The organism is Hydrogenophaga sp. FW305-3-2-15-A-LB1 (assembly GCF_058787875.1).
In genome coordinates, this window is sequence record NZ_JBYTAE010000048.1 from 14367 (window position 1) to 26492 (window position 12126).

Consider the following 12126-nt stretch of genomic DNA (forward strand, 5'->3'; position numbering starts at 1 on the left):
TGCCGTTTACTTGCGCATCACCTTTTCGGACGGCGTGAGCGCCTCGATGTAGGCCGGGCGCGAGAAGATGCGCTCGGCGTACTTGAGCAGGGGAGCGGCGTTCTTGCTGAGTTCGATGCCGTAGAAATCCAGGCGCCACAGCAGGGGGGCGATGGCCACGTCCAGCATGGAGAAATTGTCACCCAGCATGAACTTGTTCTTCAGAAACACCGGTGCGAGCTGGGTCAGGCGATCGCGGATGTGCGAACGGGCCTTCTCCAGCGCTTTCTCGTTGCCCTTGGTGCTGCGCGATTCGAGCATGGACACGTGCGTGAACAACTCTTTCTCGAAGTTCAGCAGGAACAGGCGCACGCGCGCGCGGTCCACCGGGTCGCCGGGCATCAGCTGGGGATGCGGGAAGCGTTCGTCGATGTACTCGTTGATGATGTTCGATTCGTACAGGATGAGATCGCGTTCGACCAGGATAGGCACCTGGCCATACGGGTTCATCACGCTGATGTCTTCAGGCTTGTTGTACAGGTCGACGTCCCGGATCTCGAAATCCATGCCTTTTTCAAACAGCACGAAACGGCAGCGGTGGGAGTAAGGGCAGGTGGTGCCCGAATACAAGACCATCATGTGGGAGTCTCCTTAAAGCAAAAAACAGTGGCTTGCGAACATGCCCGTCGGGCATTGCAAACCACTGTGGAACGGTCGGGCCGGCCTCCCATGAGACCGCCCCAGCCGGATCGGATTATTTGACGTCTTTCCAGAAGGCCGCATTCAAGCGCCAGGCCACGATGGTGAAAGCCGCCAGGAACAGCATCACCCACACGCCGATGCGCACGCGGGAGTTCTGGGAAGGCTCGGCCATCCACTGCAGGTAGGCCACCAGGTCGCCAACGTTTTCTTCGTAGCGCGCATCGCTCAGGGTGCCGGGTTTGACCTGCTCCCAGCCTTTGACGCGGTCCACCTCGTGGCCGTGGCTCATCACCTTCTCGTGCACCGGGCGGCGCTCGCCTTGCAGCTCCCACAGCGGGTGGGGCATGCCGATGTTCGGGAACACCAGGTTGTTCCAGCCGGTCGGCTTGGTGTCGTCGCGGTAGTAAGTGCGCAGCAGGGTGTAGACGTAGTCGGCACCGGTGCCCGCGCTGCTGGAGCGCGAACGGGCGATCAGGCTGAGGTCGGGGGGGTTCACGCCGAAGAACTGCTTGGCCTGCTTCGGATCGATGGCGGCCTTCATCGTGTCACCGATCTTGTCGGTCGTGAAGGTCAGGTTCTCAGCGATCTGCTTGTCGTTCAGGCCGATGTCACGCAGGCGGTTGTAGCGCATGAACGCCGCCGAGTGGCAGCTCAGGCAGTAGTTGACGAACAGTTTGGCGCCGTTCTGCAGGGCGGCCATGTCGTTGGTGCGCTGAGGCGCCTTGTCCAGCGGGAAGTTTCCACCAGCGGCCAGCGCCGCGCCCGACAAGCCCAGGGCCAGCATGAAGCCCAAGAGGATTTTTTTCATTTGCTTGACTCTCCGGATTGGCTCTGTGGGTTCAGTGGGGCTGGAACGTGACGCGCTGGGGCACCGGCTTGAATTCGCCGATGCGGCTCCACCAGGGCATCAGCAGGAAGAAGCCGAAGTAGAACAGCGTACCCAACTGGGACACCCGCTCGCCAATGGGCGACGGCGGTTGCACCCCGAGATAACCGAGGATCAGGAAGTTGATCACGAACACCGTGTACAGCCAGATGTTCCAGTTCGGGCGGTAGCGGATGGACTTGACCGGGCTGTGATCGAGCCAGGGCAGGAAGAACAGGATGATGACGGCGCCGCCCATGGCGACCACGCCCCAGAACTTGGCATCGATGGACAACATCAGCGCCACCAGCACCAGTGCGGCGATCACGATGCCACCCTTGATCGCGCCGGACACCTTGGCCTTGAGCGCACCCAGGACCGCCGCGATGACGACGATGGCCACCAGGGCGTACATCATTTCGGTGGTGATGGCACGCAGCATCGAGTAGAACGGCGTGAAGTACCAGACCGGCGCGATGTGCAGGGGCGTCACCAGCGGGTCGGCCGGGATGAAGTTGTTGTACTCGAGGAAGTAGCCGCCAAACTCGGGGGCGAAGAAGATGATCGCCGAGAACACCATCAGGAAGACCGAGACGCCCAGGATGTCGTGCACGGTGTAGTACGGGTGGAACGGGATGCCGTCCAGCGGCTTGCCCGATGCGTCCTTGGTGGCCTTGATCTCCACACCGTCGGGGTTGTTGGAGCCCACTTCGTGCAGGGCGATCAGGTGAGCGACCACCAGACCCAGCAGCACCAACGGCACAGCGATCACGTGGAAGCTGAAGAAGCGGTTCAGCGTGGCGTCGCCCACCACGAAGTCGCCGCGGATCAGCAGCGCCAGGTCGGGACCGACGAAGGGAATGGCGGAGAACAGGTTGACGATCACCTGGGCGCCCCAGTAGGACATCTGGCCCCAGGGCAGCAGGTAGCCCATGAAGGCCTCGGCCATCAGGCACAGGAAGATCGCGCAGCCGAACACCCAGACCAGCTCGCGCGGCTTGCGGTAGCTGCCGTAGATGAGGCCGCGGAACATGTGCAGGTACACCACCACGAAGAACGCCGAGGCGCCGGTGGAGTGCATGTAGCGGATCAGCCAGCCCCAGGGCACGTCGCGCATGATGTACTCGACCGACGCGAAGGCGAGATTGGCGTCGGGCTTGTAGTGCATCACCAGGAAGATGCCGGTGACGATCTGGATCACGAGCACCAGCAGGGCCAGCGAGCCGAAGAAGTACCAGAAGTTGAAGTTCTTGGGCGCGTAGTACTCGGAGAGGTGCTCCTTGTACAGCTTGGATGCCGGGAACCGGTTGTCGATCCAGTTCAGCGCTTTCTGACCGATCGGCGCGTCGGGGGAAATTTCTTTGAATTCAGCCATGGGGATGCCTCTGTGATCCGTTGTCTGTCAGTGCCGCTCAGGCCTGCTTCTCTTCACCCACCAGCAAGGTGGTGTCGGACAGGTAGTAGTGCGGCGGCACTTCCAGGTTGTCGGGCGCCGGCTTGTTCTTGAACACGCGGCCGGCCACGTCGAAGGTGGAGCCGTGGCAGGCGCACAGGAAGCCGCCCTTCCAGTCGTCCGGCAGCGAAGGCTGCGGGCCGGGGGTGAGCTTGTCGCCGGGGGAACAACCGAGGTGGGTGCAAATGCCCACGGTCACGAGGAATTCGGGCTTGATGGAACGGTGGCGGTTCTTGGCATAGGCCGGCGTCGGGTAGGCCGTGCGGTCCGAGTTCGGATCGGCCAGTTGCCCTTCGATGGCCTCGAGCGCGGCGAGCTGCTCGGGCGTGCGGCGCAGGATCCACACCGGCTTGCCGCGCCACTCGACGACGAGCTTCTCGCCCGGCTGAATGCCGGAAATGTCCACTTCCACGGCGGCCCCGGCGGCCTTGGCCCGCTCGGACGGCTGGAAGGTGCTCACGAAGGGAACGGCGACGGCGGCTGCACCAGCACCACCCATGGCGCAGGAGGTGATCAGCCAGGTTCTGCGGCTGCGATCAACAGTCGCACCGGCGGTTGCTTCACTCATGGGGATCTTTCAATGGGGTCGAGACGGGACACTAGGGACAACCCGGCATTGTACTGGAGCAGTCAAGGGGCTTTACCGCTTGTCGGGGTGTGGGACTTGGCTATTGCCCGGGAGCGCTCGATACCAGCGGACGCCATGCACGACTGTGTGAGAATGCCTCTCGACTTTCCGCCATCCATTTCAATCACTCGCCAACCGGAGGACCTCATGGGCATGTTGCAAGAGTTCAAGGAATTTGCCGTCAAGGGCAACGTGATCGACCTCGCCGTGGGCGTGATCATCGGCGGGGCTTTCGGCAAGATCGTCACCTCCATGGTCGACGACGTGATCATGCCCATCGTGGGCGCCATCTTCGGCAGCCTGGATTTCACCAACCTGTACCTCGCGCTCGGCAAAGTGCCCGAGGGCACGCCCGCGACGCTGGCCGGCCTGAAAGCGGCCGGCGTGCCGACCCTGGCCTACGGCAACTTCATCACGGTGGCGCTGAACTTCACCATCATGGCGTTCATCATCTTCATCATGGTCAAGCAGATCAACCGCCTCAAGCGCGAAGCGCCCGCCGCCCCGGCCGAGCCGCCCGCAACGCCCGAAGACATCGCCCTGCTGCGCGAGATCCGCGACAGCCTGCGCAAGTAAGCGTCAGCCGCTTCCGACCACGCCGCACCCCTCACGGGGCTGCGGCGTTTTTCATGCCTCAGACGCCCGTGGCTGCCAGGGCCGCGTCGATGGCCGCCAGCAGGCTGGTGGCGCTGGCCTGGCCGGTGCCGGCGATGTCGAACGCCGTGCCGTGGTCGGGGCTGGTGCGCACGAAAGGCAGGCCCAGCGTGGTGTTCACGCCGTGCTCCAGACCCAGCAGCTTGACGGGAATGAGTCCCTGGTCGTGGTACATCGCCACCACCACGTCAAAAGCCCCCTGGCGGGCGCGCATGAACACCGTGTCGGGTGCATGCGGCCCACTGGCCTGCACACCTTCCTGTTGCGCCTGTGCCACCGCCGGCGCAATGGTCTCGATTTCTTCCCGACCGAACAATCCCCCCTCCCCCGCGTGCGGGTTCAGCCCGGCCACCGCGATGCGTGGCGCGGCCAGCCCGGTTCGCCGGAAATGCGCGTCGGTGATGCGGATGGTCTGCAGCACCTGGGCCTGCGTCACGGCTTGCAGCGCCTGCTGCAAGGACACATGAATGCTCACCAGCACGGTGCTCAACCCGGGGCAGCTGAGCATCATGCGCACCGGCAGCGCAGAGATCGGCACGCCGACGTGCGCCGCCGCGAGCGCCTGCAGCAACTCGGTGTGACCCGGGTGGTGGACACCGGCAGCCGCCAGCGCTTCCTTGTGGATGGGCGCGGTCACCAGGGCCCGGGCTCGTCCCGACAGGGTCGCCTGTGCGGCCCACCGAATGCAGTCGGCTGCCGCCAGCCCGGCCTCGGCGCTCACACGCCCCGTGGGCACCGGTCGGGCCAGCGAACACGCCTGCACCACCGCCATGCATCCCGGAGGCACCGCGTCAAGGTCCGACAACGCCTCGATTTCGGCCAGCATCAGCGCTTCGGCGGCCGAGCCCCGCTCCGCCGCCGTGGCGCGCAAGGCCTGGTGCATCGTCGCCACGTCGCCGGCCACCACCACCTGGCGCTGCAGCGCCGGCCGTTCACGAAACGCTTTGGCGATGATCTCGGGCCCGATGCCCGCGGGATCGCCCATGCTCAGAATCAGCGGAGGGGGTGGGAACGGCGGCATGTGGCGCCTCAGGCGGGGTTGTCGATGTCGATGAACACGTGCGCCAGCCCCAGCTGCGCGGCCACATGGGCACCGACGGCAGGCGCGCCATAGCGCTCGGACGCGTGGTGGCCGCAGGCGATGTAGGCGACGCCACATTCGCGGGCATAGTGCGCCTGCGGCTCGGAAATCTCGCCGGTGATGAACACATCCGCACCGGCCGCGATGGCCGCCTCGAAGTAGCCCTGCGCGCCGCCCGTGCACAGCGCCACATGGCGCACCGGACGATCGGGCTCGGCGACCAAGGTCACTGCGCGACCCAGGCACCGGGCCACATGATCGGCCAGCGCGGCGGCCGACTCGCTGCGGCGCTCGCCCATGAAGCCCAGGGCCTGCTCGCCGAAGCGGCCCCGCGCGTCGTCGTACACGGCCACCCCCAGTTGGCGTGCAAGCTGCGCGTTGTTGCCCAGCTCGGGGTGCGCATCCAGCGGCAGGTGGTAGGCCAGCAAATTGATGTCATGCGCCAGCAGCAGCGCCAGACGCTGCTTCATCCAGCCGGTCACGCGGCCGTCCTGGCCGCGCCAGAACAGGCCGTGGTGCACCAGGATGGCATCGGCGCCCTCCTTCACCGCGGCCTCGATCAGCGCCCTGCTGGCGGTCACCCCGCTCACCAGCTTGCGCACTTCTGCCCGGCCCTCGACCTGCAACCCGTTCGGCCCGTAGTCCTTGAACTGGGTTGGCTGCAGCAGCGTGTCAAGGGCATCGGTCAGGGCGGCGCGGGAAACGGTGGGGTGGTCGGTGCGCGGATCGGGCATGGGCAGTCGGCGTGGGGCAAGGCGGAGCCCTCCATTCTGACACCCCCTCCTCCACCGACCGGGTCGCCCGCCTCTTGAAGCCGTCGCCGTTCACGCCCATATGCGGGACAATATCGGCGGACGCGGCCGAGGCCGCGGCCCCTCCTCAACCCGCTCGACATCCCCATGAAACGACTCTGGCTCCTGTTCGCCCAAACCGTCACTGTGCTCGTGGCGGCGTTGTTCGTGGTGGGCACCTTGCAGCCCCAATGGCTGGGCCGCCAGACCGCCGTGGTGCCCGTGTTCGAGGCCCCATCGGGCACGCCAGTGGCGACGGTCGAGGGCACCGGGAGCTTTCGCGCCGCCGCCCGCACCGCATCGCCGGCCGTGGTGAGCATCAACACCAGCAAGGCGCCAGCCCACAACCCGCAAAGCGCGGATCCCTGGTTCCGGTTTTTCTTTGGCGACCAGGCCCCCTCGCAGCAGCAAAGTGGCCTGGGATCGGGCGTGATCGTCAGTCCTGCCGGCTACGTGCTCACCAACAACCACGTCATCGAAGAAGCCGACGAGATCGAGGTCATCCTCAACGACGGCCGCAAGGCCGTGGCGGAGGTGATCGGTACCGACCCGGAAACCGATCTGGCGATCCTGAAGATCAACCTGACCGACCTGCCCGTGATCACCCTGGGCAACTCCGATGCGCTGGAAATCGGCGACCAGGTGCTGGCCATCGGCAACCCGTTTGGCGTGGGCCAGACCGTCACCAGCGGCATCGTCAGCGCGCTTGGCCGCACCCAGCTGGGCATCAACACCTTCGAGAACTTCATCCAGACCGATGCCGCCATCAACCCGGGCAATTCGGGCGGCGCACTGGTGGACGTGAGCGGTCAGCTGATGGGCATCAACACCGCGATCTACTCACGCTCCGGCGGCTCGATGGGCATCGGCTTTGCCATCCCCACCTCCACCGCGCGCAGCGTGATGGAAGCCATCGTGAAGGACGGACAGGTCACGCGCGGCTGGATCGGCGTGGAGCCCCAGGACCTGAGCCCCGAACTCGCCGAGAACTTCGGCATGCAGCCGGGCACGGGCGTCATCATCAGCGGCGTGCTGCAGAACGGGCCCGCCGCCCAGGCCGGCATTCGTCCAGGCGATGTGATCACCGCCGTGGCCGGCCGCTCGGTGAACAATGTGGCGCAACTGCTGTCGGCCGTGGCCAACCTGTCGCCGGGCACGCCCGCGTCGCTCGATGTGGTGCGGCGCGAGGGCAAGACGAAGATCGAGGTCACACCGGGCCGGCGCAACCTGCCGCGTCAGCAAGCCACCCCACGCTGAAGCGCGGGATCGATCAAGCCGCCGGCTTTTCTTCTTCCTTGGCTTCTTCGTCGGTCTTGGCCGACGCCTTGATGAACCACTGCGCGCCCCAGATGCCCAGTTCGTAGAGCAGGCACATGGGCACGGCCAGCGCCAGCTGGGAGATCACGTCCGGCGGCGTCACGACGGCCGCGATGACGAAGGCCACGACGATGAAGTAGCCCCGGAACTCCTTGAGCTTCTGCACCGTCACCATGTTCATCTTGACCAGCAGCACCACGACGATGGGCACCTGGAACGCCAGGCCAAAGGCGAGGTACAGCGACAGAATGGCCTCCACGTATGAGGCGATATCGGGCGTGGCGGCCACGCTCGCCGGCGTGAACTTCTGGATGAAGCCGAACATCTTGTCCAGCACGAAGAACTGCACGAACGCGATGCCGATGTAAGCCAGCAAGCTGCCCAGCACGATCAGGGGCACGGCGAAGCGCTTCTCGTGGCTGTACAGACCGGGCGCCACGAAGGCCCATACCTGGTACATCCACCAGGGCAGGGACAGCAGCAGCGCCGCCATGGCCAGCACCTTGATCGGCACGAAGAAGGGCGAGAACACGCCCACGGCGATCAGCTTGGCGTCGGGCGGCATGTGGGCCCGGATAGGCACCGCGATCAGGTCGATCAGCCCGCTGGGGCCGGGCCAGACGGCCAACAGGGCCATGCAGATGGCCAGGCCGATGATGCCGTACAGAAGCCGGTCGCGCAGCTCCATCAGGTGCTGGACAAACGGCTGCTCGGAACCGGCGAGTTCGTCGGTGGAATCTTTGGGATCGGACATCAACGGGGAGCGGAAGAGGAGCGGGGCCGGAACCGGGCCACGCGGGCCGCACCCGACTGGGTGCGGGTGCGCACGCCGGTGCGGGCCTTGAACCACTGGGGCATCGCCTTCTGCTTCAGGCGCCAGTTCTTCTTGGGGTGTTTGTAAACCGGTGGGGTTTCGAGTGAGCCGTTGGAACCATAGGTGGTGGACGTGCCATCCAGGCCAGCGGTCGCGTCCGACCACGATTTCTCGAAATCGTTGGCACCGCTCTGCACCGAGGCCTCCACGTCGCGCGCCGCCTCGGTCACCGAGTCCTTCATCTTCTTGAGCTCTTCGAGCTCCATGGAGCGGCTGACCTCGGCCTTGACGTCCGACACGTAGCGCTGCGCCTTGCCCAGCAGGGCGCCCACCGTGCGGGCGACGCGAGGCAGCTTTTCGGGGCCGATGACGATCAACGCCACCGCCCCGATGAGGGCGAGCTTGGAAATGCCCAGATCAATCATGTGTCGGCCATCCTGCGGGCAATGTTGGGCGGGAGGTCCGCCCGGAAACGGTGCTGCCTAGGGTATTCAAACCCACCGCGGGCAGCAGGAGCATCAGCTTTTGTGCTTGGCTTCGACGTCGATCGTGTTCTTGTCGGTGCGGGTGTCCTGCGTCACCTGCCCTGCGGGGGCCGCCGCCGTGTTGTCGGCGGGGGTCTGGCCACCTTCCTTGATGCCGTCCTTGAAACCCTTGACCGCACCGCCCAGATCGGAACCGATGTTCTTGAGCTTCTTGGTGCCGAACACCATCACCACGATCAGCAGCACGATCAACCAGTGCCAGATGGAAAACGAACCCATGAGTTACTCCAGATAAGGAAATAGGGAAGCGAGAGCCGCTATGCGTGGGATTCTAAGCCCCGGTGGGAGTTCAGCCGCCCTCGCGGCGCAATACCAGGGCCCGCCGGACGGCACTTATCCACGCAACCAGGGCCGGGGACCACCCATCACGTGCACGTGAAGGTGGTGCACCTCCTGCCCGCCTTCCCCACCGTTGTTGCACACGATGCGAAATCCGCCTTCGGGGTATGGATTGCAACCCTGCTCCAGCGCCAGGCGCGGGGCCAGGGTCATGATGCGGCCCATCAGCCGCTCGTGCTCAGGGCCCAACTGGGCCATGGAGGGGATGTGCGCCTTCGGTACCATGAGGAAATGCACCGGTGCCCAGGGGTGGATGTCGTGAAAGACGTAAAGGTCTTCGTCTTCGTAGACCTTTTTCGACGGGATCTGGCCGGCAATGATCTTGCAAAAGATGCAATTCGGGTCGTGAGCGCTCATGGGATCGGAGGTGTTAGTCGGGCATAGCCTGGCTGGCGTTCATGCGCACCATGCCCTTGACGATGCGGTAGAGGAACCAGATGGAGATCAGGCACCAGGCAATCCAGCCGGGCGCCAGGAACAGCAGCCACAGCGGCAGGGTCACCAGGTACAGCACGGCGGCCCAGATGACGGTGCGGATGCGCCAGGAGAAATGGCTCGCTTGCCAGGTGCCCTCGGCATCGCTTTTTTTCACGAGGTCGACGATCAAGGCGATGATGAGCAACACCGGGCTGGCCTGCGCGCCGGGCAACACCGCCGCCACGGCCACGATCAGGTGCAAGAGGTAGCTGACCCAGCCCACCGTCTTGAGAGACTGGGCCTTCTCGCTGTCGACCGCCTTGACGTCAATGATGTCGCTCATCACAAGCTCCTTTCAGCCAGCTTCCGGACCGGCTGCAGCCTCTCGCTGCAGCACTTTGCGCATCGCCTTTTCCTCCAGGCCGCTCAGGCCCTCGCGGCGCACCAGTTCGGCCACCACGTCGGCCGGGCTCAGGTTGTAGTGCGCCAGCGCGATCATGCTGTGGAACCAAAGGTCGGCGATTTCGTTGACCAGCTTCTGGGGGTCGCCGCCATGGTCGGCGTCCTTGGCCGCCATCACCGCCTCGGTGGCCTCTTCGCCGATTTTTTTCAGGAAGGTGTCGGGCCCCTTGTGCAACAGGCGAGCCACGTAGCTTTTTTCGGGATCGCCCCCGTTGGCCGGTTTGCGGCTTTCGATCACGGCGGCCAGGCGCGCCAGGTCATCGGTGGTGGACATGTCGGTTCACTTGTAGATCGATTCGGGGTCTTTAAGCACGGGCTCGACGGCGTGCCATTGGCCGCCCTCGAAACGCTGGAAGAAGCAGCTGTGGCGGCCGGTGTGACAGGCAATGCCGGGTTCGTGCCCCAGTTGCGTGACCTTGAGCAGCACCACGTCGTTGTCGCAGTCCATGCGGATGTCGTGCACGGTCTGCACGTGGCCCGACTCCTCCCCCTTGAACCACAGCCGTTCGCGTGAGCGGCTGTAATAGACCGCACGGCCCAGTTCGGCCGTCTTCTGCAGCGCCTCGCGGTTCATCCAGGCGAACATCAACACGTCGCCCGAGGCGGCTTCCTGCGCGATCACAGGCACCAGGCCTTGCGCGTCCCACTTCACTTCATCGAGCCAGTTCATGGCAGGAATCTACCATGGGGCCCGGGCTTGACGCCCCTGGCGGCCGGAATGCCGTTAGGATGGTCCAGGCACCGGTCCGAGGCACACCGCCCCGTCCCCAACCATGACAAGGAACACCATGAAACTCCGCACCCTGCTCCTGGTCCTCTTCATCCTGTTCATCGCGGGCTTCGTGGCCCTGAACTTCGAACAGATCCTGCAACCCACCGCGCTCAATTTCGGTTTCACCCAGGTGCAAGCGCCCATGGGCCTGGTGTTGCTGGGCATGCTGGCCCTGGTGCTCGTGGTGTTTCTGGTCGCGCTGGTGTACTACCAGACGCTGCATCTGATGGAGGTCCGCCGCATCACCCGCGAGGCGGCCGACCAGCGCCTGCTGGCCGACAAGGCCGAAGCTTCGCGCTTCACCGAGCTGCGGCAATACCTGCAGACCGAACTGCAGGCCACCACGGCACGCGAACAGGCGTTGTCGGAGAAGGTGCACACCAAGCTGGACCAGGTCCAGTCCGCGCTGACCCAGGTGATCGAGCAGACCGGCAACAGCGTGAGTGCGAGCGTGGGCGAGCTGGAAGACCGGCTGGAGCGCCAGCTTCCACCCCGCCACAGCGGCGACCACCTCTGAAGAAACGCCTCAGCGCCGGACCGGGATGCCGCGTTCGGCCATGCGCGCCTTGGCCTGCGCCACGGTGAACTCGCCGTAGTGGAAGATGCTGGCGGCCAGCACGGCATCCGCCCCACCCTGTTGCACGCCATCGGCCAGGTGGTCAAGGTTGCCCACGCCCCCCGAAGCGATCACCGGCACGCTCACCGCGTCGGCCACCGCGCGGGTCAGCGCCAGATCGAAGCCGGACTTGGTGCCATCGCGGTCCATGCTGGTGAGCAGGATTTCGCCGGCACCGAAGTCAGCCATCTTCGAGGCCCAGGCCACGGCGTCCAGGCCGGTGTTCTTGCGCCCACCGTGGCTGTAGACGTCCCAGCCTTCGCCGCGCTGGGCCAGGTCGTCGCCCTGGCGGCGCTTGGCGTCGATCGCGACCACGATGCACTGCGCACCGTACTTGTCCGACGCGTCGCGGATCACCTGCGGGTTGGCGATCGCAGCCGAGTTGAAGCTGGTCTTGTCGGCGCCGGCATTGAGCAGGCGGCGGACGTCTTCCACCGTGCGCACGCCACCACCCACCGTGAGCGGAATGAAGACCTGCGAAGCGACGGCCTCGATGATGTGCAGGATCAGGTCCCGGCCATCGGAGGTGGCGGTGATGTCCAGGAAAGTGAGTTCGTCGGCACCCTGCTCGTTGTAGCGGGCGGCGATTTCCACCGGGTCGCCCGCATCGCGCAATTCCACGAAGTTGACGCCCTTGACGACGCGGCCGCCGGTGACGTCCAGGCAGGGAATGATGCGCTTGGCAAGCATG

At 65.2% G+C, this 12126-nt stretch carries 17 protein-coding genes; 3 read left to right on the forward strand and 14 right to left on the reverse strand.

Features of this window, described 5'->3' with window-relative positions; genetic code table 11:
* Positions 1-6: 6 nt before the first annotated feature.
* The 4 genes from AC3WPZ_RS15760 to petA all read right to left on the reverse strand — a co-directional run bounded on the left by AC3WPZ_RS15760 (position 7) and on the right by petA (position 3567).
* Entirely contained in the window at positions 7-618 is a 612-nt protein-coding gene (locus AC3WPZ_RS15760) for a glutathione S-transferase N-terminal domain-containing protein (RefSeq protein ID WP_291121425.1), read from the reverse strand.
* A gap of 115 nt (positions 619-733) precedes the next feature.
* The gene (locus AC3WPZ_RS15765) at positions 734-1489 is read right to left on the reverse strand and encodes a cytochrome c1 (RefSeq protein ID WP_382161371.1); all 756 of its coding nucleotides are present in this window, start codon (positions 1487-1489) and stop codon (positions 734-736) included.
* Between the two features lie 31 nt (positions 1490-1520).
* On the reverse strand, positions 1521-2921 hold the full coding sequence (locus AC3WPZ_RS15770; protein ID WP_291121420.1) for a cytochrome b: 1401 nt from the start codon (positions 2919-2921) through the stop codon (positions 1521-1523).
* Between the two features lie 37 nt (positions 2922-2958).
* The gene (petA, locus tag AC3WPZ_RS15775) at positions 2959-3567 is read right to left on the reverse strand and encodes a ubiquinol-cytochrome c reductase iron-sulfur subunit (RefSeq protein WP_492440477.1); all 609 of its coding nucleotides are present in this window, start codon (positions 3565-3567) and stop codon (positions 2959-2961) included.
* 207 nt (positions 3568-3774) lie between these two features.
* Between petA and mscL the strand changes: the two genes are divergently transcribed.
* Positions 3775-4203 (forward strand): large conductance mechanosensitive channel protein MscL, encoded by a 429-nt coding sequence (mscL, locus tag AC3WPZ_RS15780; protein ID WP_382161377.1) that lies wholly within the window; start codon positions 3775-3777, stop codon positions 4201-4203.
* Positions 4204-4261: 58 nt separating this feature from the next.
* Here mscL and pdxA read toward each other — a convergent pair whose 3' ends face one another.
* Both pdxA and AC3WPZ_RS15790 read right to left on the reverse strand, forming a co-directional pair.
* Positions 4262-5266 (reverse strand): 4-hydroxythreonine-4-phosphate dehydrogenase PdxA, encoded by a 1005-nt coding sequence (gene pdxA / locus AC3WPZ_RS15785; RefSeq protein WP_492440478.1) that lies wholly within the window; start codon positions 5264-5266, stop codon positions 4262-4264.
* Positions 5267-5310: 44 nt separating this feature from the next.
* Positions 5311-6096, reverse strand: a complete 786-nt coding sequence (locus tag AC3WPZ_RS15790) for a Nif3-like dinuclear metal center hexameric protein (RefSeq protein WP_492440479.1) — start codon at positions 6094-6096, stop codon at positions 5311-5313.
* Positions 6097-6261: 165 nt separating this feature from the next.
* Here AC3WPZ_RS15790 and AC3WPZ_RS15795 point away from each other — a divergent pair, with 165 nt between their 5' ends.
* Positions 6262-7410 (forward strand): Do family serine endopeptidase, encoded by a 1149-nt coding sequence (locus AC3WPZ_RS15795; protein WP_382161384.1) that lies wholly within the window; start codon positions 6262-6264, stop codon positions 7408-7410.
* Between the two features lie 13 nt (positions 7411-7423).
* Here the strand turns inward: AC3WPZ_RS15795 and tatC are convergent, their stop codons facing one another.
* The 7 genes from tatC to hisI all read right to left on the reverse strand — a co-directional run bounded on the left by tatC (position 7424) and on the right by hisI (position 10726).
* Positions 7424-8224: a twin-arginine translocase subunit TatC gene (tatC, locus tag AC3WPZ_RS15800; protein ID WP_382161387.1), complete on the reverse strand. Its 801-nt coding sequence runs from the start codon at positions 8222-8224 to the stop codon at positions 7424-7426.
* The gene (gene tatB / locus AC3WPZ_RS15805) at positions 8224-8709 is read right to left on the reverse strand and encodes a Sec-independent protein translocase protein TatB (protein WP_382323366.1); all 486 of its coding nucleotides are present in this window, start codon (positions 8707-8709) and stop codon (positions 8224-8226) included. The genes tatC and tatB overlap by 1 nt, the downstream gene beginning before the upstream one ends.
* A 93-nt stretch (positions 8710-8802) precedes the next feature.
* Positions 8803-9048 carry a Sec-independent protein translocase subunit TatA gene (gene tatA / locus AC3WPZ_RS15810; protein WP_444688436.1) on the reverse strand — a complete coding sequence of 82 codons (246 nt, stop codon included), beginning with the start codon at positions 9046-9048 and terminating at the stop codon, positions 8803-8805.
* A gap of 114 nt (positions 9049-9162) precedes the next feature.
* Positions 9163-9525, reverse strand: a complete 363-nt coding sequence (locus tag AC3WPZ_RS15815; protein ID WP_382323365.1) for a histidine triad nucleotide-binding protein — start codon at positions 9523-9525, stop codon at positions 9163-9165.
* Between the two features lie 13 nt (positions 9526-9538).
* On the reverse strand, positions 9539-9928 hold the full coding sequence (locus AC3WPZ_RS15820; RefSeq protein WP_291121402.1) for a DUF4870 family protein: 390 nt from the start codon (positions 9926-9928) through the stop codon (positions 9539-9541).
* A gap of 12 nt (positions 9929-9940) precedes the next feature.
* Positions 9941-10321, reverse strand: a complete 381-nt coding sequence (locus tag AC3WPZ_RS15825) for a phosphoribosyl-ATP diphosphatase (RefSeq protein ID WP_382323364.1) — start codon at positions 10319-10321, stop codon at positions 9941-9943.
* A 6-nt stretch (positions 10322-10327) separates the two neighbouring features.
* Positions 10328-10726: a phosphoribosyl-AMP cyclohydrolase gene (hisI, locus tag AC3WPZ_RS15830; protein WP_382163743.1), complete on the reverse strand. Its 399-nt coding sequence runs from the start codon at positions 10724-10726 to the stop codon at positions 10328-10330.
* A gap of 109 nt (positions 10727-10835) precedes the next feature.
* On the opposite strand from hisI, the gene AC3WPZ_RS15835 reads away from it, so the two are divergent.
* On the forward strand, positions 10836-11336 hold the full coding sequence (locus AC3WPZ_RS15835; RefSeq protein ID WP_382323363.1) for a LapA family protein: 501 nt from the start codon (positions 10836-10838) through the stop codon (positions 11334-11336).
* A gap of 9 nt (positions 11337-11345) precedes the next feature.
* Here AC3WPZ_RS15835 and hisF read toward each other — a convergent pair whose 3' ends face one another.
* Complete coding sequence (gene hisF / locus AC3WPZ_RS15840) at positions 11346-12125, reverse strand: imidazole glycerol phosphate synthase subunit HisF (protein WP_382323362.1); 780 nt, start codon at positions 12123-12125, stop codon at positions 11346-11348.
* Position 12126: the final 1 nt, after the last annotated feature.